The 20,287-nt window shown below is 63.1% G+C and carries 22 protein-coding genes and 2 tRNA genes; 8 read left to right on the forward strand and 16 right to left on the reverse strand.

Annotated elements, in window-relative coordinates:
• The 5 genes from HDC35_RS00285 to HDC35_RS00305 form a co-directional block, all read right to left on the reverse strand.
• Entirely contained in the window at nt 1–1,251 is a 1,251-nt protein-coding gene (locus tag HDC35_RS00285; RefSeq protein WP_184642896.1) for an acetyl-CoA C-acetyltransferase, read from the reverse strand.
• Between the two features lie 66 nt (nt 1,252–1,317).
• Nucleotides 1,318–2,100, reverse strand: coding sequence for an SDR family NAD(P)-dependent oxidoreductase (locus tag HDC35_RS00290; protein WP_184642897.1), 783 nt, complete (start codon nt 2,098–2,100; stop codon nt 1,318–1,320).
• Nucleotides 2,101–2,111: 11 nt separating this feature from the next.
• The gene (locus tag HDC35_RS00295; RefSeq protein ID WP_184642898.1) at nt 2,112–3,317 is read right to left on the reverse strand and encodes an acyl-CoA dehydrogenase family protein; all 1,206 of its coding nucleotides are present in this window, start codon (nt 3,315–3,317) and stop codon (nt 2,112–2,114) included.
• Entirely contained in the window at nt 3,314–4,408 is a 1,095-nt protein-coding gene (locus tag HDC35_RS00300; RefSeq protein ID WP_184642899.1) for an acyl-CoA dehydrogenase family protein, read from the reverse strand. Before HDC35_RS00300 ends, HDC35_RS00295 begins: the two co-directional genes overlap by 4 nt.
• 104 nt (nt 4,409–4,512) lie before the next feature.
• Nucleotides 4,513–5,694, reverse strand: coding sequence for an acyl-CoA dehydrogenase family protein (locus HDC35_RS00305; protein WP_184643857.1), 1,182 nt, complete (start codon nt 5,692–5,694; stop codon nt 4,513–4,515).
• Between the two features lie 121 nt (nt 5,695–5,815).
• On the opposite strand from HDC35_RS00305, the gene HDC35_RS00310 reads away from it, so the two are divergent.
• Entirely contained in the window at nt 5,816–6,796 is a 981-nt protein-coding gene (locus tag HDC35_RS00310) for a nitronate monooxygenase family protein (protein ID WP_184642900.1), read from the forward strand.
• Nucleotides 6,797–6,908: 112 nt separating this feature from the next.
• Nucleotides 6,909–7,991 (forward strand): flavin reductase, encoded by a 1,083-nt coding sequence (locus tag HDC35_RS00315; protein WP_184642901.1) that lies wholly within the window; start codon nt 6,909–6,911, stop codon nt 7,989–7,991.
• Between the two features lie 192 nt (nt 7,992–8,183).
• On the opposite strand, the gene HDC35_RS00320 is transcribed toward HDC35_RS00315, so the two are convergent.
• From HDC35_RS00320 to HDC35_RS00335, 4 genes are all read right to left on the reverse strand, one after another.
• Nucleotides 8,184–8,792, reverse strand: coding sequence for a DNA-3-methyladenine glycosylase I (locus HDC35_RS00320; RefSeq protein WP_184642902.1), 609 nt, complete (start codon nt 8,790–8,792; stop codon nt 8,184–8,186).
• Nucleotides 8,793–8,795: 3 nt separating this feature from the next.
• Complete coding sequence (locus HDC35_RS00325; protein ID WP_184642903.1) at nt 8,796–9,080, reverse strand: YciI family protein; 285 nt, start codon at nt 9,078–9,080, stop codon at nt 8,796–8,798.
• Nucleotides 9,081–9,090: 10 nt separating this feature from the next.
• Complete coding sequence (locus HDC35_RS00330; protein WP_184642904.1) at nt 9,091–9,690, reverse strand: TetR/AcrR family transcriptional regulator; 600 nt, start codon at nt 9,688–9,690, stop codon at nt 9,091–9,093.
• 222 nt (nt 9,691–9,912) lie between these two features.
• Nucleotides 9,913–10,003, reverse strand: a tRNA-Ser gene (locus tag HDC35_RS00335).
• 74 nt (nt 10,004–10,077) lie between these two features.
• Here HDC35_RS00335 and HDC35_RS00340 point away from each other — a divergent pair.
• Both HDC35_RS00340 and HDC35_RS00345 read left to right on the forward strand, forming a co-directional pair.
• A complete protein-coding gene (locus HDC35_RS00340) occupies nt 10,078–11,013 on the forward strand; it encodes a peptidylprolyl isomerase (protein ID WP_184642905.1) in 936 nt (311 codons plus the stop codon).
• Between the two features lie 5 nt (nt 11,014–11,018).
• The gene (locus HDC35_RS00345) at nt 11,019–11,333 is read left to right on the forward strand and encodes a DUF1905 domain-containing protein (RefSeq protein ID WP_184642906.1); all 315 of its coding nucleotides are present in this window, start codon (nt 11,019–11,021) and stop codon (nt 11,331–11,333) included.
• On the opposite strand, the gene HDC35_RS19525 is transcribed toward HDC35_RS00345, so the two are convergent.
• A complete protein-coding gene (locus tag HDC35_RS19525; RefSeq protein WP_260397517.1) occupies nt 11,323–11,451 on the reverse strand; it encodes a hypothetical protein in 129 nt (42 codons plus the stop codon). The two genes, HDC35_RS00345 and HDC35_RS19525, sit on opposite strands and share 11 nt — an antisense overlap.
• 117 nt (nt 11,452–11,568) lie before the next feature.
• Here HDC35_RS19525 and HDC35_RS00350 point away from each other — a divergent pair.
• Nucleotides 11,569–11,643, forward strand: a tRNA-Thr gene (locus tag HDC35_RS00350).
• Nucleotides 11,644–11,682: 39 nt separating this feature from the next.
• On the opposite strand, the gene HDC35_RS00355 is transcribed toward HDC35_RS00350, so the two are convergent.
• The gene (locus HDC35_RS00355; protein WP_184642907.1) at nt 11,683–12,561 is read right to left on the reverse strand and encodes a LysR substrate-binding domain-containing protein; all 879 of its coding nucleotides are present in this window, start codon (nt 12,559–12,561) and stop codon (nt 11,683–11,685) included.
• A gap of 146 nt (nt 12,562–12,707) precedes the next feature.
• Here HDC35_RS00355 and HDC35_RS00360 point away from each other — a divergent pair, with 146 nt between their 5' ends.
• A complete protein-coding gene (locus HDC35_RS00360; RefSeq protein WP_184642908.1) occupies nt 12,708–15,032 on the forward strand; it encodes a CDC48 family AAA ATPase in 2,325 nt (774 codons plus the stop codon).
• Here HDC35_RS00360 and HDC35_RS00365 read toward each other — a convergent pair.
• On the reverse strand, nt 15,029–16,330 hold the full coding sequence (locus tag HDC35_RS00365) for an MFS transporter (RefSeq protein WP_184642909.1): 1,302 nt from the start codon (nt 16,328–16,330) through the stop codon (nt 15,029–15,031). The two genes, HDC35_RS00360 and HDC35_RS00365, sit on opposite strands and share 4 nt — an antisense overlap.
• 141 nt (nt 16,331–16,471) lie before the next feature.
• Between HDC35_RS00365 and HDC35_RS00370 the strand changes: the two genes are divergently transcribed.
• Nucleotides 16,472–17,110 (forward strand): class I SAM-dependent methyltransferase, encoded by a 639-nt coding sequence (locus tag HDC35_RS00370; protein WP_184642910.1) that lies wholly within the window; start codon nt 16,472–16,474, stop codon nt 17,108–17,110.
• Here HDC35_RS00370 and HDC35_RS00375 read toward each other — a convergent pair.
• Entirely contained in the window at nt 17,107–18,354 is a 1,248-nt protein-coding gene (locus HDC35_RS00375; protein WP_260397370.1) for a phosphatidylserine/phosphatidylglycerophosphate/cardiolipin synthase family protein, read from the reverse strand. The genes HDC35_RS00370 and HDC35_RS00375 overlap by 4 nt on opposite strands.
• Before the next feature lie 80 nt (nt 18,355–18,434).
• Between HDC35_RS00375 and rpoZ the strand changes: the two genes are divergently transcribed.
• Complete coding sequence (gene rpoZ / locus HDC35_RS00380) at nt 18,435–18,779, forward strand: DNA-directed RNA polymerase subunit omega (RefSeq protein WP_058801606.1); 345 nt, start codon at nt 18,435–18,437, stop codon at nt 18,777–18,779.
• 55 nt (nt 18,780–18,834) lie between these two features.
• Here the strand turns inward: rpoZ and HDC35_RS00385 are convergent, their stop codons facing one another.
• The 3 genes from HDC35_RS00385 to HDC35_RS00395 are packed head-to-tail and all read right to left on the reverse strand — an operon-like array spanning nt 18,835 to nt 20,273.
• Complete coding sequence (locus HDC35_RS00385; protein WP_184642911.1) at nt 18,835–19,440, reverse strand: DUF3800 domain-containing protein; 606 nt, start codon at nt 19,438–19,440, stop codon at nt 18,835–18,837.
• A 9-nt stretch (nt 19,441–19,449) separates the two neighbouring features.
• Nucleotides 19,450–19,929 (reverse strand): DUF11 domain-containing protein, encoded by a 480-nt coding sequence (locus HDC35_RS00390; RefSeq protein ID WP_184642912.1) that lies wholly within the window; start codon nt 19,927–19,929, stop codon nt 19,450–19,452.
• A 35-nt stretch (nt 19,930–19,964) separates the two neighbouring features.
• Nucleotides 19,965–20,273 carry a hypothetical protein gene (locus HDC35_RS00395; protein ID WP_260397372.1) on the reverse strand — a complete coding sequence of 103 codons (309 nt, stop codon included), beginning with the start codon at nt 20,271–20,273 and terminating at the stop codon, nt 19,965–19,967.
• Nucleotides 20,274–20,287: the final 14 nt, after the last annotated feature.

Here is a 20,287-nt window from a genome sequence, read left to right on the forward strand (position 1 = left end):
TCAGATACGTTCGATGATGATCGCGGGCGCCATGCCGCCCGCAGCGCACATGGTGACGAGGCCGTAGCGGCCACCCGAGCGTTCGAGTTCGTCGAGCGCGGTGCCGATCAGGATCGATCCGGTGGCGCCGATCGGATGGCCGAGCGCCATCGCGCCGCCGTTGATGTTCACTTTCTCGCGGGGCAAGTCGAGGTCGCGGATGAACTTTTCGGCAACGACCGCGAAAGCCTCGTTGATTTCCCAGACGTCGATGTCTTCCTTCTTGAGTCCCGCCTTTTCGAGCACCTTCTTGGCCGCCGGAACCGGCGCGTTCAGCATCAGCGTCGGATCGTCGCCGATGTTCGCATATGCGACCACGCGCGCGCGGGGCTTGAGGCCATGCTTGTCGGCATAGTCCTTCGAAGTCAGCAGCAGCGCCGCGGCGCCGTCGACGACGCCCGACGAATTGCCGGCATGGTGGAAATGCTGAATTTCGAGATCGGGGTAGCGACGGTTGATCTGCTTGCGGAAGGTGAAGCCGCCGCCCATGTCGAAATCGGCGAGGCCCGCGAAGCTCGGCTTCAGCGCCGCGAGCCCTTCGGCGGTGGTTTCGGGGCGCGGAAATTCCTCACGGTCGAGCGCGACGCCGCCGTCGGGGTTGTGCACGGGCACGACCGATTTGTCGAAGCGGCCTTCTTTGATCGCGCGGTCGGCGCGCTGCTGGCTGACCAGCGCGAGCGCGTCGAGATCTTCGCGGCTGATGCCCTCGATCGTCGCGATTGCGTCGCCGCAAATGCCCTGATGCGATTGCGGGTGGAGTTCGTCGAGCGCTTCGTGACCCGAGCCCATCAGGCGCGGCGGCAGGCCGGCATTCGCCTGTTCGGCGGCATGCGCGCTGGTGTAGCTCATCATTTCGGTGCCGCCCGCGATGACGCAATCTTCCATGCCGCTCATCACGCTGGCCGCGGCGAAGTTTACCGAGCTGATGCCGCCGCCGCAGAAGCGGTCGAGCGTCGTGCCGCTGGCCTTGGTGTCATAACCCGCCGACAGCGCCGCCATGCGGCCGAGGTCGCCGCCCTGCTTGCCATTCTGGCTCGATGTCGACCAGACGATGTCGTCGACGGTCGCGGTGTCAAGATTGTTGCGGTCTCGGATCGCGGCAAGGACCGTCGCGGCGAGGTGCTGGGGGTGGAGGTGCGACAACGCGCCCTTGCCTGGCTTGCCGATCCCGCGGGGAGTGCGAACGGCGTCGATGATATAGGCCTCGGCCATGATGATATCCTTTCGTGGAGAGCTTCTAAGATAGCGGATCGATTGAAAAGCGGATTGGCGGGTTGGTCAGCGGGGGGCCATGCGGATCGCGCCGTCGAGGCGGACGGCCTGGCCGTTGAAATAGGTGTTGCGGATCATCTCCATCGCGAGGCTCGCATATTCCTCGGCCTTGCCGAGCCGCTTGGGGAAGGGCACCGATGCCTCGAGGCTCTCCTTCACCTTCGGGTTCATATTGTTGAGCAGCGGTGTGCCGAATACGCCGGGCATGATCGAATTGACGCGGATGCCAAGGTCCATCAGGTCGCGTGCCATCGGCAGGACAAGGCCGTTCACCCCGGCCTTGGCCGAACCATAAATGACTTGCCCAATCTGCCCGTCCTGCGCCGCGACGGACGCGGTCAGCACGATTGCGCCGCGCTCGCCGTCTTCCATCTCGGGAAGCGTCGCCATGCCTTCGGCGGCGATCGACGCGACGCGGTAGCTCGCGGTCAAAATGCCTTCGACGCCGAAGGCATAGTCGGCGGTGGGTGTACGGCGATAACTGCCGCTTTCCTTGTCATAGGCGAGCGTCTTGCCGCGGCGCGAGGTCATCGCGCAATGGACGCACACGCGCTCCTGCCCATGCACGGCGCGCGCTTTCGCATAACCGTCGAGGACCGATTGTTCGTCGGTAATGTCGACATGCACGAATAGCCCGCCGATCGACGCCGCGACCTCTTCGCCAAGTGCGTCGTTGATATCGAAAATGGCGACCTTCACGCCCGATGCCGCGAGGGCCTCCGCTGTCGCGCGACCCAGGCCCGAGGCGCCTCCGGTGACAACGGCGGCGATGGTGGAATCGAAATTCATGGGGGGGCTCCTCAGGCGGGAATCTGGTTGAAGGGGACGCCCTTGTCAGGGCGGTGGTCCTGCGGCAGGCCGAGAATGCGTTCGGCGATCGTGTTGAGCAACGTCTCGTCCGACCCGCCCGCGATGCGACCCGTCGGCGCGTTGATCCAGCTCGACGCCCAGTCGTCCTTGGGCGAGGTACGTTCGTCGAACGCGAAGCCATCGGTGCCCTGCAGATCGAGGGCAAGTTCCGACAGCTTCTGCCGCGAGCGCACCGCGACAAGCTTGTTGAGCGAGCCTTCGGGGCCGGGGGTCATGCCCGCCTGCATCATCAACCGCGCGCGCATGTTGATCGAATCGAGCCCGGCGCGCATCGCGTGGTTGCGCGCGATCTGCTGCCGGATACGGCCATCCTCGATCGCCGGGCGACCGTTCAGTTGGACCTCTTTGGCAAGCTCGACGAACAGGTCGAGGTGCGGCCCGAAGCCCGCGCTGTCGGTCGCGACATAACGCTCGATCATCAGCGTCGCGAGCGCGACCGCGAAGCCGCCGCCAACCGGCGACATGCGATGATCGTCGCTGATTTTCACATCGTCGAAGAAGACCTCGTTGACGTGGCTGTCGCCGCCCGCGAGCTTGATCGGGCGCACCGTGACGCCGGGCGCCTTCATATCGACCCAGAAGTAGGTGAGGCCCTTGTGCTTCGCGACAGTGGGGTCGGTGCGCACGACGATGACGCCATAGTCGCTATATTGCGCCCAGCTCGTCCAGACCTTCTGTCCGTTGATCTTCCAACCGTTGCCGTCGGTTTCGGCACGGGTACGCAGGCCGGCAAGGTCGGTACCGGCCGAGGGTTCCGAAAAGAGCTGGCACCAGATTTCCTCGCCCTGCAGCGCCTTCAGCACGCGTTCCTTCACGAACTCGCGGTCGCCGCCGAACTGCATCAGCACGGGAACGGGCATGCCGAGCGAGATGCCGAAATAGACGTTGGGGAAGCCGTGCTTCATCTCCTCGCCTTCGAACGTGATCTTTTCGATATGGCCGAGCCCTTGGCCGGCAAGATCGGTCGGCCAGTTGATTCCGGCATATCCGGCGTCGAACTTCGCCTTCTGATAGCGCCGGCCGAGCGCGAGATCCTCCTCGACGCTGAGCCCCTTTCGCGCCGCCTTTCCGAAGAACGGCACCATCGATTCGCACCAGGCCGCGGCCTTTGCGCGATAGCTTTCGAGGTCGGTCATGTGGTCTCTCCTGCGAGGCGATCGACGAGCATGTCTTCCCAGAAGAAGCTGCTCCCCTGTTCGAGCGCGAGGGTGCGCGATCGGCGCATGTGGAGGTGGAGGCCGATTTCCCACGTCACGCCGATGCCGCCGTGGATCTGGATGCAGTCGCGCGCAGCTGTATCATACGCCTCGGTCGCCGACAGGCGCGCAGCAGCCGCGGCCGTGACGAAATCATCCTCTCCTTCGCGCGCCGCGGCATGGATCGCATTGGCGCGCGCGAGTTCGACGAGTCCGTAAAGCTCAGCGATGCGATGCTTGATCGACTGGAAGGCGCCGATCGGCTGACCGAAGGCTTTGCGCGTCAGCGCATAGTCGCGCGCGATCTCCATCAAGGCTTCGGCGCCGCCGGTCTGTTCGTGCGCAGTGACAACGGCTTGCAGCGCAAGGATATGGAGCGCCGCCGCGCGCGCCGCTTCGCCTGTGACGAGCGGTTCCGCCGAAGCGCCGGCAAAGAGGAGGTCGGCGATACAGCGGCTGTTGTCGAAGCTGTCGATGGCCTTCCGTTCAATGCCGTCGAGATCGACGATCACTAGCGCGCGCGCTCCGCCGTCTTGCGCGAAAAGAATTGCCACATCGGCGAACAATCCGCCGGATACACTCGGAGCCGTTCCTTCGACCTGACCGGCCTTCCATGTCGCCGCCGGTGCAGCGGGCAGGGCATCCGGTCCCGATGCAAAGGCAATGGCGCCGATCGTCTCGCCGCTCGCGAGACCGGGAAGCCAGCGCGCCTTCTGCTCGTCGCTGCCGTAAAGTTCGATCGCCTTGGCAGCGCCAAAGCTGGACGTCAGAAACGGCGCGCCGCTGAGCGTGCGCCCGGCCTGATGAGCGATCAGCCCGAGCTCGACGATGCCGAGGTCGAGGCCGCCATAGGTTTCGGGAAGCGCGAGCGCGGTCCAGCCTTGCTCCTTTGCCGTCATCCAGAACCCGTCATGATATTGGCCGCTCGTCTGGAGCAGCGGAAGCAGGTCGTCCTTGCTGACCCGCGCTTCGAGCGCGCGCCGCGATTCGGTCGCGATCGCCAGTTGCCCTTCGTCGTACAAGATCGACATCGGCCCGATTCCTCTACCCTGTGTTTACGATCATCATCCGGACGTTAACGTAAACGTCAAGTGTTTTGACGCTAGGGCCGCTCGCCAATCAACTGACGGCCGTGTCAGGCGTGCCCGGCTTTCCACTCGCGCTTGATCTTTTTCGCGAGGCTCCATTTGTGAACCTCGGTCGGGCCGTCGTAGATGCGGAAGGCGCGAACCTCGCGGAACACCTGTTCGACGATCGTCCGGTCGGTGACGCCGGTGCCGCCCATGACCTGGACGCAGCGGTCGGCGATGCGCATCAGCGCCTCGGATACCGCGACCTTCGCCATCGAGCTTTCGACGGTGCCGAGCGATCCGGTGTCGAGCACGCCCGCGCACCAGTCGACCATCAACTCGGCCTGTTTGAGGTCGATCATATTTTCGGCGAGCATAAAGCCGACGCCCTCATGGTCGATCAGCGGCTTGCCGAATGCCTCGCGGCGGTTGGCATAGTCGGTTGCGATCTCTTGCGCGCGGATACACGCGCCCAGCCAGCGCATGCAGTGCGACAGACGGGCAGGGGAGAGGCGCACCTGCGCGTAGCGGAACCCTTCGCCCGCTTCGCCGAGCATCTGGTCGGCAGGCACGCGCAGATTGTCGATCGTCAGCGTCGCGTGGCCGCCGGGCATCGAGCTGTCGATCGTGTTCGGAACATGATCGATCCGAATCGCTGGGTCGGGCAGGTCGATCAGGAACATGCAAGCGCCTTCGTTCGCCTTTGCTATCACGATCCCGACGCGCGCACCCTGCGCGCCGGTGATGAAGGTCTTGCGGCCGTTGATCACCCAGTGGTTGCCGTCGGGATGGCAGACAGTCTTCATCATCGACGGGTCGGACCCTGCGCCGCCTTCGTCGGCGGGTTCGGTCATGAAGAAGGCCGAGCGAACGCGCCCCTCGACCATCGGTTTCAGGAACCGCTCCTTGAGTTCGGGGCTGCCTTCCTTGCCGAGCAGGTACATATTGCCCTCGTCGGGCGCCATCGTGTTGCATGCGAGCGGACCGAGCGGCGAGAGACCGCTCTTGATGAGCACCATAGCAGTCTCGCGCTGGTTGAGGTGGCTGCCGTCGCTTAGGATATGCGGTGTGAGTACGTCCGCGGCGCGCGCACGTTCGCGCATTTCCATGACAAGCTCGTCGGTCGGCGCGCCATGGTGGTCGCGGCGCCGATCCGCTTCATATGGGATGACGGTTTCGCGGACGAAGGTTTCGACCTTTTCCGCGATGGCGCGCGCCCGATCCGATATGCCTTCGTGCGCCACCATTTCGATTCCCTTCACTATCTAAGTTTCTTTCCAGTCAACCCGACGTTGACGTAAGCGTCAAGTTATTTCATGGACCGGAGCGAAGATGCCGTAAGGGCAGGAACGCAAAGGAGGGATCGAGATGGCTTTCAGGACACGCATCACCGAAATGCTGGGTATCGAGCACCCGATCGTCCAGGGCGGGATGCAGAGCGTCGGCTATGCCGAACTCGCGAGCGCCGTATCGAACGCCGGCGGCCTTGGTATCCTCACCGCGCTGACCCAGCCGACGCCCGAAGCGCTCCGCGACGAGATCGAGCGTTGCCGCGCGATGACCGACAAGCCGTTCGGGGTGAATATGACCGTCTTTCCGACGATCAACGCGCCCGATTACAAGGCCTATGCGCAGGCGATCATCGACGGCGGCGTCAAGATTGTCGAAACCGCGGGGACGCAGGCGGTGCGCGAGATTTGGGAGATGCTGAAACCCCACGGCGTTACCATCCTCCACAAATGCACTGCGGTCCGCCATGCGCTGTCGGCCGAGCGCGCGGGCTGCGACATCATTTCCATCGACGGCTTCGAATGTGCTGGCCATCCGGGCGAGGACGATATCCCCGGCCTGATCCTGATCCCTGCCGCCGCGGACAAGGTGAAGATTCCGATGCTGGCATCGGGCGGCTTCGGCGACGGGCGCGGCCTCGTCGCGGCCCTGTCGCTCGGCGCCGAGGGGATCAACATGGGCACGCGCTTTTGCGCCACCAAGGAAGCGCCCATCCACGACAATGTGAAGCAGGCCTATATCGACAATGACGAGCGGGGCAGCTTCTTGATCTTCCGCAGCCTCAAGAACACCGCGCGCGTCGGCAAGAGCGCGGTGAGCGAAGAGGTCGTGCGCCGCCTGGCGCAGCCCGACGCGACCTTCGCCGACGTCGCCGAACTGGTAAACGGCAAGGCGGGGCGCGAACTGCTCGAGACCGGCGACCTCAGCAAGGGCGTGTTCTGGGCGGGCATGGTGCAGGGGCTGATCCACGATATCCCGACCTGCAAGGAACTGGTCGACCGGATCATCGCCGACGCCGATGCGATCGTCGGTGAGCGGCTGGTATCGATGCGCGCCTGACGCCCTCAGCGCTGGCGTGCCGCGGCGGCATTCGATATGATCCGATTCATCGCAATCTGGTCATATCGAATGCCGCCGGCCTCTACGCCCGCCGGCGCGGCAAGGGGGATGTTTGAGCCTCATCGAATATAAGGGTTTCGGCGGCGTCGTGCTGGCCGCGGACATGCTGGGCGACGAAAATGATCCCGCCGTGCTGCTGGTCCCCGAAATCGGGCAGGACCGCGCCGCCTGGCGCGATGTTGCCGAAGCCCTGGTCCTGTCGGGCCGCCGCGTCGTGAATCTCGACCTTCGGGATGAGGGCGAACTTGCGCCGCATGTCGAGGATCTGCGCGCCGTGCTCGCCCAGATGGGATCGCGCCCGGTCGTCGTTGCGGCGGGGCGGGGAAGCTGGATCGCAACGCGCGCATTGGGGCTCGAAGGCGGTGACCTTGCCGCGGGCCTTGTGCTTGTCGATATGCCGATCGATGAGAATGCGATCGAAAGCGGCGTCGCGGCGCGCTTGGCGCTGCCGACCCTCGTCGTGCGCGGCGGCTTCGAGCCGGCGCAATGCAGCGCGGTGAGCGATGCGTTCAATACTGCGCTGCCCTTCGGCGAAAGCGCCGACATTAACGAATGCGATCTCGAACTCGCCGCCGACCGCAAGGAAGCGCTGCTCGGGCAACTCCTCGAATTCCTCGAACGCCGCCAGCCGCGCGAGGCGATGGAATTCAAGGCTGGGTCCGACCCGCGCACCCTGCGCGATGCGATGGGATGTTTCGCCACGGGCATCACGATCGTCACGGCGCTCGACGCGGCTGGAATGCCCGTCGGGCTGACCGCCAACAGCTTTACCTCCGTGTCGCTCGATCCGCCGCTCTTGCTTGTGTGTATCGCCAACACGGCCGGAACGGCGCCTGCGTTGCGCGATGCCGCGCATTTCGGCGTCAATGTGCTCCAGATCGGCCAGCAGCCGGTATCGAACCGCTTTGCCGCCAAAGGCGAGGACCGTTTTGCCAACCAGCCATGGGCGCCCGGCGAGACCGGTGTGCCCTTGCTGGGAGGCTCGCTCGTTTCGTTCGAATGCCAGCACGAATCGCTTCACGAAGCGGGCGACCATTTCATCCTCGTCGGCCGCGTCGTTCGCGCGCAGTTCGAACCGCACCGTGATCCCCTGCTCTATTTTCGGGGAAAATACCGCCGATTGCACTTCGCGTAGTGCAAGCCTGTAAGGCGGGCGCGACGTAGATGGCGGGCAGCAACGGACGAGGACGAGCGCTAAGGGAACTATAACCATTTGATGATTATATGATTTTCTCCATTATTCGGTAATCGGCGGGTTTTGGCGGCGATTGGGTAGCTAACAGCGGCCATATCGGCTGTTCGGCGGTCATCTATTCGTCTTGTCGGGCTATACTGGCCGCGCGAAGGCCGTCCTCGCGTCGATGGCTCGTTTCCGGACGACGCATTCCTCCATATGGTCGTTGATGAGGCCCATGGCCTGCATAAAGGCATAAACCGTCGTAGGGCCGACGAAGGACCAGCCCCGCTTCTTCAAGTCTCTCGACAGCGCAATGGATGCGGTCGAAAACGATGCTGTTTGCGGCGCGGCCAGTTCATCCGCCTTCGGCTCGAAGCGCCAGATATAGGCGGCGAGCGAGCCCTCTCGCTTCAGCAGTTCCTGCGCTCGCTTCGCATTGTTCACGACGGCAGTGATTTTGCCGCGATGTCGGACGATGCCTGTATCGTTCAGTAGGCGCTCCACGTCCGCAACGGTGAAGCCTGCGATCCGGTGGAAATCGAACCCATGAAACGCGGCGCGGAAGTTCTCGCGTTTTGCCAAGATGGTCCGCCAACTCAGGCCCGACTGAAATCCTTCGAGGCACAGCTTTTCGAACAGGCGGCGATCGTCATCGACGGGGAAGCCCCATTCGGTATCGTGATAGGCGAGAAATTCCGGCGCTGCCGCACACCAGCGGCAACGTGGGCGTCCGTCCGGGCCGAGAACCGTTGCGCTCATAGCTCAGCTTTTCAGGAAAGCGAGCCGTTCATCGGTGCGGCCCGGTGCAATAGCAAGAATCTCGGCGCTGACCACGCCCTCGGTGACGAAAGGATCGTCCTGCACTCGAGCCTTGATCTGCTCGGGCAACGCATTATGCGCGAGGATCACGCCGCCTGCGTTCGGCTGGAGACTTCCCACCAGCAGGAACACTCCGTCGTCAAAACCCTGTTTGATCCAGGCATTGTGCCCCTCCATGAACTGCGGGGCTTTTGTCTTGTCGGCGAAATGAAGGGTAATGACGAACATGGGTGTTCCCTCAAGCAGGTTGGCTGGAATTGGGTAACGATGCGGTCGGACATTGGGCTTGCAGCCATGCCTCCATGTCGGCAACCTCGCGGCAAATAAAATCGTCATCGTGGAAAGCGGTGGCGAGCGCTGCGACACCTTGACTGCGCATCAGGATGTGAAGGGCCAGCGCATCGGCATCGGTTTCGCGCTCCAGTGCGGCGAACTGCCGCGCGAGCCATTCGTGGAATAACGAGAACAAGCGAGCGGCATCCCCCTTGGCGGCGTGATCGAGCTTCGCCAACTCGTTGCAGAGCGTGCCGATCGGGCAGCCGTGCGCCATGATCTTCGTTCGATTCGTGATGAGAATGTGAACGAAGCTGCGGATGCGTTCGGCTGGCGATTCCGCATCCTGTTCCCAAGCATCGAGCATGGCGCGGATGTTCGTCATGCGCCGCGCAATCACAGCATCGAGAATCTCGTCCTTGGTTTTGAAGTGGTAATAGAAATTGCCGCGCGACAGCCCCACATCCTTGGCGATGTTGGCAAAGGAAGTCGCGTTGAAGCCATGCTCGTAAAACAGGCGGTCAGCGACATCTACGATCTGCTGGCGAGTTTCGCTCGCGCCCATATCCGGCCTCCTCGATCACAATGCGGATGCGCAGAAAGCCATCACTGCACTGTAGGACATTTGACCTAGCGATGTTTAGGGCAATCGTCCTACGATAGCAATGACAAAGGAGACAGCACATCGCGTCTTATGTGATTTGCGCGGCAGGAGGGGGGAGGCACGGAGAGGAACCGGCGGCAATCGGCTGTACACCGTTCGCCGATTTGACCATTTATACAAAAATGGCGGAGCGGGAGGGATTCGAACCCTCGATACGCTTTTGACGTATACTCACTTTCCAGGCGAGCGCCTTCGACCACTCGGCCACCGCTCCGCATGCACTGGAACGCGCGCCCTAATCGCTTGGCGGGGCTTTCGCAAGCCGATTGGGCGTGGCAGACATCGCGCATGCAATATCTTCTTCTGGCCACTGTTGCCGCTTTGCTTGTCCCTCCAACCTATGCGCAGGAGCCCGCGCCCGGTCCGTCGCCGGGCGAGATTGCGGCCGCGGCGCCGGCGAGTGACTGGGTCGCGATCGCGGCGTCGGACCTGATGGTCTTGGACCTGGCCCCCGACGCGCAGGGGCAGGCGCGCCGCGTCGTCATCCAGCTGATGCCCGCGCCGCTCAGCCAGGGGTGGATCAACAATATTCGCAAGCTTGCCGCCGCGCACTGGTGGGACGGCACGAGCGTCAACCGCGTACAGGACAATTATGTCGTACAATGGGGCGATGCGACGGAGAAGAAGGCGTTGCCGGCGGGATTGGTGGTGGTGCCGGAGAGCGACTATGTTACGCCGGGCGGTGTTGGGGGATGGCAGCGTTTCGCCAAACTGCTGATTCCGAATGGGGGTGTCGAGCGCTATGCGAGTTTCGAAAAGGGTTGGCCCGTCGCCGCCGAGCGCACGCCCGATTCCGTTCGCCGTTGGCCAGTGCATTGCTACGGCATGGTCGGCGTTGGACGCAATATGTCGCCCGACACTGGCAGCGGTGCCGAACTCTACACCGTGATCGGCCATGCGCCGCGCCACCTCGACCGCAATATTGCGCTCGTCGGACGCGTAATCAGCGGTATCGAATATCTGTCGAGCCTGCCGCGCGGGACCGAAGAACTCGGATTCTACAAGACCGACGCCGAACGGACGCCGATCATCTCGATCCGCATTGCCAGCGAGTTGCCCGCCGCGAAGCAGCCGCGCTTCGAATATCTCTCGACCGAAAGCGACAGTTTCGCGCGCTACGCCGACGCCCGCGCAAATCGCCGCGACCCCTTTTTCATCAAGCCCGCGGGCGGCACCGACATCTGCAATATCCCGGTTCCCGTGCGCCCGGTCGCAGCGAAATAGCGTCGTTGGAGGATTTTTCCGTCACGACGCCACTGTGGCGCTGGCAGTCGACGACGGCGCCGGCGGCCTGGTTCTTCGTAACCATCTCGGGCGAGGCCGCTGACGGGATTCGTCTCGCCGCCATCGGTGGTCAGTGGCTTGACGGGCGAAGGGGATTCGGATCGGCAAAGGTGCTCGCGACCATAGGCGATACCAGCTGGAGCACGTCGGTTTTTCCGTACAAGGAAAGGGGCGGCTGGCTGCTTCCGGTCAAGGCCGCCGTGCGCAAGGCGGAAGGGATCGCCGAGGGCGACGAGGTTACAGTAACCGTCAGTCTTTAGCCGGATTCTCATCCTTCGCTTCGCGTGCCTGCGCCTTTCGCTTGCGCAGATTTTCGCGCAGCGCCTCGGCAAGGCGGCGTTCGCGGTCGAGATCGGCGGGGGAGGGCGTCTTGCTCACGCGCAAACTCTTGCCCGCGAAATTGCTCGATCGTCAAGCCTCGCACCTTGACAGGCGAGGGACGCCCCGCCATAGGCCGCGCCTGCCCGGCAACATCCGCTCGCCGGCGCATCGGTTGCTGCTGTAGCTCAGTGGTAGAGCGCGTCATTGGTAATGACGAGGTCGACAGTTCAATCCTGTCCAGCAGCACCATTTTCCCCGGCATCGCCTTTTAGACGCGAGCGGCTTCGATCAGATTCTGGCCGCTAACAGCCAGTCGTGGAACAGCTTCACCGCGGGTTGGCGTAGCGCGCGCGGGCGGCACACGAACCAATAGCTGTACGGGCTGTCGACGTCGAAATCGAAAAGGCGGATCAGCCGCGGATCGTTGGCATCGTCGAGGTGATGGCCATGCATGAACGCGACGCCGATGCCCTGCGCCGCCGCTTCGAGCATCAACGGTCCCGAATCGAAATAATCGATCCCGGCCGGTTCCAGATAGGGCATGCCAATTGCCTTTTTCCATTCGGTGAAGGTTTCAGGCATCTCGCGGTGGAGCAGGATCGTCATCCGCTGCATCTGTTCGGGTACGGTGATTGGACGGTTGCCGTCGACGAGCGTTCGCGACGCGATCGGGAAGACCTTGTCCTGATCGAGCCGCGCGGCATAGAGCGCGGGGTCGATCGATCGGGCAAGCGCGATGGCGACGTCGATCCCGTCGCCCAGCCGCGCTTCGGCGTGCGACATGGTATCGATGTCGATATGCAACTCGGGATGTTCGCGTCGCAATTCGGGGAGGCGCGGAAACAAGCGTTGCTGCGCGAACAGCGGCAGGACGTTGAGATGCAGGCGTAACGACGCATCGGGCCTTCCCGCCTGCCCGATGACGGTACGCAATTCGTCGAGAATCGGCGACAATTGTTCGTGCAACGCCCGACCCGTCTCGGTCAGGCTGAGACCATGATGATGGCGATTGAACAAGGGGCGGCCGACGGCATGTTCAAGTGTCTGGATTCGGCGCGACAGGGCAGGCATCGACAAGCCAAGCTCGATCGCGGCAGCCTTTACCGTGCCGTGGCGCGCAACCTCGAGAAAGGCTTCCATGCTGCTGATGGGCGGGAGGCGTGGCATATCGGTCTTTGATGATGGCATGGGTGTGAAAGACTTGCCAGAATTTTGTGCAGTGCGACATAAAATGACCCGTCCGCAGGGGGTCGAAAATCGGGAACAACCACCCTATCTTCGGCGTCCTGACCTTTTTTTGAGGGAGACGCGCTTTGGCCGACGCCGCAGTAAAAGAAAAAGAAGTGAAACTGCAGGTCGCGAATTCGCGTGCAGAGGAAAGCGGCGGCGGGATTGCCCGCATTCCGCGGTCCGCCATGATCGAACTGGGCGTCACCGAAGGCGACATCATTCAGATCAGCGGCAAGCGCCAGACCGCGTCGCGAGTCCTTGCGCCCTATGCGGAGGACGAGGGACTGGAGGTAATCCGGCTCGATGGGCTTCAGCGCGCGAATGCCGGCGCCGGGGCGGGCGACATGGTCGCGCTGAGCCGGGTCGAGACGCGTCCCGCGACGCGGGTGGTCTTTGCGCCCGCGCAGGAAAACCTGCGGTTGCAGGGGAATGCCAACGCATTGAAGCGCAGCTTCTTCGGTCGTCCGGTCGTCGCGGGCGATACGGTTGCGACAGCCGGGCAGCAGCGGCTCGAATCGGGCAATATGCCGCCACAGCTTCGCCAGATGCTCAATGCCCCGGCTTATGCCCTCGCCGAAGTCCGCCTGCTCGTCGTGTCGGCGACCCCAAAAGGCGTGGTCTTCATTGACGAAAATACGGAAATCGAACTGCTCCCCGAATATCAGGAGCCGCAGGACGCTCGCCGCACCGACGTCACCTATGACGATCTCGGCGGGCTTGGTGAGACGATCGACCAACTGCGCGAAATGGTCGAACTGCCGCTTCGTTACCCCGAACTGTTCCGCCGGCTGGGCGTCGATCCGCCGCGCGGCGTGCTGCTCCACGGCCCGCCGGGAACGGGGAAGACGCGGCTTGCCCGGGCGGTCGCGAACGAAAGCGAGGCACAATTTTTCCTGATCAACGGTCCTGAAATCATGGGGAGCGCCTATGGCGAGTCCGAAAAGCGCCTGCGCGAGGTGTTCGAACAGGCGACCAAGGCCGCGCCCTCGATCCTGTTCATCGACGAGATCGATTCGATCGCGCCCAAGCGCGGGCAGGTGACCGGCGAGGCCGAGAAGCGCCTCGTCGCGCAGCTTTTGACGTTGATGGACGGCCTTGAACCCCGCACCAATCTGGTCGTCATCGCGGCGACCAACCGTCCCGATGCGGTCGACGAGGCGCTGCGCCGTCCTGGCCGGTTCGATCGCGAGATCGTGATCGGCGTTCCCGACGAAAAGGGACGGCGCGAGATACTGGGTATCCACACGCGCGGCATGCCGCTCGGCGAGAATGTCGATCTCGACGAACTCGCCCGCACGACTTTTGGTTTTGTCGGGGCCGACATGGCGGCGCTGACACGCGAGGCCGCGATCGAAGCGGTACGGCGAATCATGCCCAAGCTGAACCTCGAGGAAGGGACGATCCCGCCCGAAGTGCTCGAAGAGCTTCGCGTGACGCGCGAGGATTTCAACAATGCGCTGAAACGCGTCCAGCCTTCGGCCATGCGCGAGGTGATGGTCCAGGCGCCCAAGACGCGCTGGAGCGACATCGGCGGGCTCGACGCGGCACGCGACAAGCTGGTCGAGGGAATCGAACTGCCGCTGAAAAATCCCGAAGCCTTCCGCCGCCTGGGCATCAGGGCTGCCAAGGGCTTCCTGCTCTATGGGCCACCCGGAACGGGCAAGACCTTGCTCGCCAAGGCCGCGGCACGCGAATCCGACGCCAATTTCATTTCGATCAAATCGTCGGACCTGCTGTCCAAATGGTATGGCGAGAGCGAACAGCAGATCGCGCGCCTGTTCGCGCGCGCACGCGCCGTCGCGCCGACGATCATCTTTATCGACGAGCTCGACAGCCTGGTTCCCGCGCGCGGCAGCGGCACGTCCGGCGAGCCACAGGTGACCGAGCGCGTCGTGAACACGATTCTCGCCGAGATGGACGGGATCGAGGAGATGCAGTCGGTGGTCGTAATCGGGGCGACAAACCGCCCGAACCTGATCGATCCGGCGCTACTCCGTCCGGGTCGGCTCGACGAGCTGATCTATGTGTCGGTACCGAATGCCGAGGGGCGCAAACGCATCCTCGAAATCCAGACAGCGAAGATGCCATTGGCGGAGGATGTCGATCTGTCGCTACTTGCCGAAAAGTCCGATCGCTTCACCGGGGCCGATCTGGAAGATCTGACCCGCCGTGCGGGGCTCGCCGCACTCAAGCGGTCGATGGACAGCGACACGGTGACAATGGGCGATTTCGAAACCGCGCTGAAGGACACCCGCGCCTCGGTGACCGAGGCGATGGAAAAGGATTATGAAAAAATCCAGGGCGAGATCAAACAGGCCGCGATGAGTGTCGATCCGATCGGCTTCTTCGCGCCCGGGATGCTGAAGCCCGTCCGCGAACGCAAGCACGGTGAAGACGAGAGCGGCTAGGAAACCGCGGGCTGGTCCGTGCGCAACGCGGACCAGCCCCATAGGATGAGCCCGCCGCAGAAGCTGGCCATTAAGCCATATGCGACCATCGAATGCCAATTATAGAGCAGCACGCCGATAGCGGGCGATACGATATAGGCCGACCCGTTGATTGACGCGGTCATTCCGGCGACCGCTCCTTGGTCGCGCCGCGGAACCGAGAGCGAGGCGCCGGCGGTAAAGCCCGGCCGGAATAGGCCAAAGCCGAGGGAGGCAAGGGCGAAGCCGATGATGATGCCGTGAAGGTTCTGCGCAAGACCGGTCATCAGTATCCCGCAAATGGCGAGAGCGGCGCCCCAAAGGACCGTCGGGCGCGGGGTCATTTTGAAAAGCGGAATGAGCCCCCATTGCGCCAGCAGTGTCGCAAATGCGCTGGCCATCAAGACTGTGCCTGTTAGCTCGGCAGCGGTTTTTGGATCTCCGCGCAAATGAAGCCGATCAAGGACCAGGAAGCCGATGACGCCGATCATCATCGCTTGTGCCTGCCCCCCGAAGAAGCCGGCGAGCAACCATGGTCGAACCCGTGTGTCGCGCCAACTGAGCGATTCTTGTTCGGGGGCGCTCGGGTCATTCTCTTCCTCAGCCGAGGGCTCGTTCGGGCCGGCTGAAAGAGGATAGGGAGCGATCGCGCCACGCGCCGCGAAGCGGGGGGTGTCATTGGGTAGTCGCCAGCGCAGCAGGATTAGCACGATCATCCCGATTAGCGCGAATATCAGCATCGGACCTGCCATTCCAACGACCGGCAGAATGAAATAGGGGGCGACAGCAGGCCCGATGACCGTCCCGATCCCAAAGGAGGAAGATACGAGCGAAAGGGCCTGTGTGCGTTGTTCGGGGTCGGTGCGTGAGGCGACATAAGCTTGCACAGCGGGAGGTGCGGCCGAGCCCAATCCGCCGTAAAGGCTACGGAACAGCGCGAAAACGATGAAGGTGATCCCGGCGCCAATGAGTCCCTTCAGGCCCGCCCACAGCACCAGACCGCACAATGCCATAGACGACAGGAAGCCCACGACGCCAAGAGCCATCAGGGCTTTGCGGCCGCGCTTGTCCGACTGGCGCGCCCAATATGGCGCGGTCAAGACCCAGAGTAGCGCCGACCAGCTGAACGCAAGGCTGACCCAGACATCGGGTATCTTCAGTTCAGTGCCGATCGCAGGCAGGATCGACTGCATGGCCGTGTTTCCCGCGGCCGCCACCAGCATCACGGCGAACAGCACCGCCATCCGGTCCGAGGGAATGGAGTGCGCAGTCGTCGCCATGTCCACCCCTCCTTCATCGTGAAACGCCGCCTCTCCCTACACGCGAGCGCGAGCCTGTCCAGAGTCAAGACCACATCTTTCCTTGCGCCATCGCGCCGATTTTGCCACGCCTGATGTGACTGCAACAATGCGAAAGCCGACATGACCAATCCGCGGGCGCAGGCCCAAGAAACGAAAACCCCGCTGGCCCGTCGGCTGCGCGTGGGTCTCCAGCGCTTTTTCGGACCGTGGGGCATGTTTGTCCGCGGCTTTATAAAGCATCCGGTCATGGTGGGATCGATCGTGCCGTCGTCGCCGACGCTGATCCGCCACATGCTGCGCCCGGTGGATTGGAAAAACACCAAATTATTTGTCGAATACGGCCCGGGCGTGGGCACTTTTTGCCGCCCCGTGCTCGAACGGATGGCGGGCGATGCGACGCTTATCGCAATCGATACCAATGAGGATTTCATCGACTATCTGCGCAAGGACATTCGCGACAGTCGCTTTATCGCGGTCCATGGTTCGGCGGCGGATGTCGAAGAAATCGTGCGCGCACATGGTTTCGAAGAGGCCGACTATGTCCTGTCGGGCCTGCCTTTTTCGACCCTGCCCGCCGGCGTCGGCCCGGCGATCGCGGCGGCAACGCATCGCGTGCTGCGCCCCGGCGGCGCCTTCCTCGTGTATCAGTTCCGCGCCCGCGCGCGCGACTTCCTCACCGCGCATTTCAGCCGTATCGACAATGCGTTCGAATGGGTGAATGTCCCCCCCTGTTTTCTGTTCTGGGGCTGGAAGGACTAAACTTCGGGATCGGGATCGCCGAGGCCGAAGTTCAATTTTCGCGAAACGGTATAATCGACCACGCCGACGACGAACCAGGCAAGCGTCCAGCGGATGCGCGTCAACCAGTTGCCGCGCGCCTTGTGCGATGTCGGCGTAATGATTTCGCAATCGGGCTTCTGGCTCGCCAGGAAATAGCGCATTTTGGCGGCGAAATCGGCGTCGGCGATACGCACCATGACTTCGATATTCACGAACAGGCTGCGGACGTCGAAATTGGCGGATCCAATATAAACAATATCGTCGATGACGATCAATTTCATATGCAGTCGGCACGGACGATATTCCCACACTTCTGCGGTCTTGCGTAAAAGATAGCCATAAAGAAGGCGCGACGCGCCGATGGTGGCCGGGTTGTCGGACTTCCCTGCCATGACGAAGCGCGCGCGCCCGCGCCGGGCCACCCGGCCAAGCCGGCGGAGCATGCCTTGGCCTGGTGAAAAATAGGCCATCGCCATATCGAGTTGTCGCGCATTCTCGAGATCGGTACGGACCGCTCGCGCCCATGGGGAAAGCCGCTGTGTCGGACCCCCGACGAGCCACGACACCGGCCCCCCATCGACCGGCCATTCGCGGATCAGCCGTCGCAAAATCAGCAGTTTTCCGTCGTCATTCACCGTGTAAAAGTGGATTTCGGCAAACCACTCCGCTGCGCGAGCGACGGTCGGCCCTTTCACGACCAGCCCGATATCGAACCAGCAATCGCTGCGCGGCGCGCTCAGATAGTCTTCGGCGATGTTGAACCCGCCGGTGACGGCAATCTCTTCATCGATCAGGATCAGCTTCTGGTGGTTCCGGATCAGATATGTCGAGCGCCAGCGGCGCGAGAAGAAGGTCACGCTGCCGCCCGCTGCCCGCAGCGGTGCGAACAACGCGTCGGGCGTATCGCCCGACCCGAAGCTGTCTAGGACGGCGCGAACGCGAACGCCCCGTCTTGCAGCGACAAGCAGGGCGTCAAGAATCCGCACGCCCGCCGCGTCGCCCTCGAAAATATACATGATGATGTCGATGCTGCGCGCGGCGCCATTGATCAGGTCGAGCAGCCGCGTTAGCCGTTCGCTGCCGTCGAAGATCAGTTCCAGCCGATGATCGGCAACATCGGCCGCCAGACTTTGCGACAGGTCGACGGGCGTGCAGTTTTCGGTCATCGCCGCGTCATAGGCTGGCGGCGCCGCACGCCGCAAGGGCAGGGCTTTGATTGACATTGCGGGCCGCGGCTGCTAGCGCGCAGCGCTTGCCGCCAAGCCCCAAAAGGCTGGCCTCTCCTAATCTTTAAGGAAACAACATGGCCCGCGTTACCGTCGAGGATTGCGTCGACAAAGTACCCAACCGTTTCGACCTGGTTTTGCTATCGGCGCACCGCGCCCGCGAAATCTCGGGCGGTTCGGAATTGACGATCGACCGCGACCGCGACAAGAACCCTGTCGTCGCGCTGCGCGAAATCGCCGAACAGACCGTTCGGCCCAAGGATCTTCAGGAAACGCTCGTCGGTTCGATGCAGAAGGTTGTCGTCGACGACGACGATACGCCCGATGAAATCAGCTCGATCAGCCGGTCGGCCGAAGCGCTGCGCCTGACTGCCGCTGCGCCGCCGCGTAGCCCAGCAGGCGGCGGCAGCGACTTCGAATAGGAACGGATCGCAATCGATCATCAGGAGGGCCGCGGGAAACCGCGGCCTTTTCGATTCAATCGACCTGCGTCAGTTCGACGACGCGGATCGCTTTGGACGCGAGCATCGGGTCGAGAATGCGCTGAATCCGGTTTGCGCGCTGTGACCGCACGGCGATGTTGAACAGGCTGTTGGCTATGACATCGGCGATTTGCACACCATCGCTCCGCCGGCTGTCGGCGAGCGATGCCCGCCCCCACTGGCCAAGCCCCGCCTGGATATCCTCGCGGATGTGCGCGAGGATCTTGGGATCGTAGCGACCGTCGTCGATGACAACGTCGGTACAGACCCCGCCAGTTTCGGGAAGCCAGCGTCCGATCGCGGTATTGAGCAATGCTGCGTAGAGCGCGAGATCGCTTGGCAGCGTTCCGCCCGGGTTTTGTGAGAGCTTGTCGCGTTCGGCGACGGCGACCCATGCGCGGCCGCCCGCACGATCGAAGAGTTCGAGCAGATAAGCGCGCTCGACGATGCTGATCCGGCTGCCTTTGAGTTCGCCGCGCAAACCCGTGACTCCGCGGAAGCGTTCATGGATTTCACCTGCGGCGTCCGGCGTCAGCATGACGGCCGAAAAGGTCATCGCGCCCGCATTCAGGCCGCCCGATTCATCGCAATAGATCGTCATTTCGCCTCGTTAGCGGACGCGGGCGAAGAAGGCGACCGAACGGGTCTGGCCGGGACCGATCGCCTCGGCCCACTTCCAGCGAACATGCGTGAGGTCGGCAGCGGTCGCGGGGCGCGGCACCGAACCATCTACCGGCACCGTCAAATCGGCGAGAGGGGCAAATGTCTCGCCACCGTCAATTGATACGCCAAAGCCAGCCTGGTCGTCCGTGCTGTCGAACATCAGCCCGGGCGGTATGGGGTTGGCGACGACGACGCCCGACGCCGCATCCGTTCCATCATTGGTGAAGGTGAGCGAAATGCGCACCCGATCGCCGGGAACGACAACGTCAGGCGTGACGTAGGACTTGCTCGCGGGCTGCCCATCCTGACCGGGAACGGACTTTTCGACTTCGACCTTGGTCGTGAGATTACCGTTACCCTGCGCGATTGCGGGCGCGCTTGTCGCAAGCGCCGCGAGGGCCAAACCTTTCCAAATCCTGCCGATCATTGCCGTCTCCTTTGGCCCGCGCCTTTCATGGCCGATCAGGCGGGGCAGGGGTAGCGTTTCTTCATCAGTGCGTCGAAGGCCGTGTTGATGCTGACCGACCTGCGCGCGGCGGCGGGATAGCTTCGAAGATGCGCGAGCCATTGATCGGGCGTCAGCGTGCCCGTTTCGGGCGGGCAACTCGTCGTCTTGCGCCCAGCCTTGCGCTGCGCATCGATCCGCGCCTTGTATCGCTTGCCCGCCGCGATGACTTCGCTTTTCAGCCGGTGGCCTTGCGGCGTCGCGAGCGCGAGCGGTCCCAGCCGTTCAACCGAAGCGGCGCGCGCCAGAAAAGCGGCGACGCTCATATCGCCGGGCGCCA

It is taken from the genome of Sphingopyxis sp. JAI128, assembly GCF_014207235.1.
GTDB lineage: Bacteria > Pseudomonadota > Alphaproteobacteria > Sphingomonadales > Sphingomonadaceae > Sphingopyxis.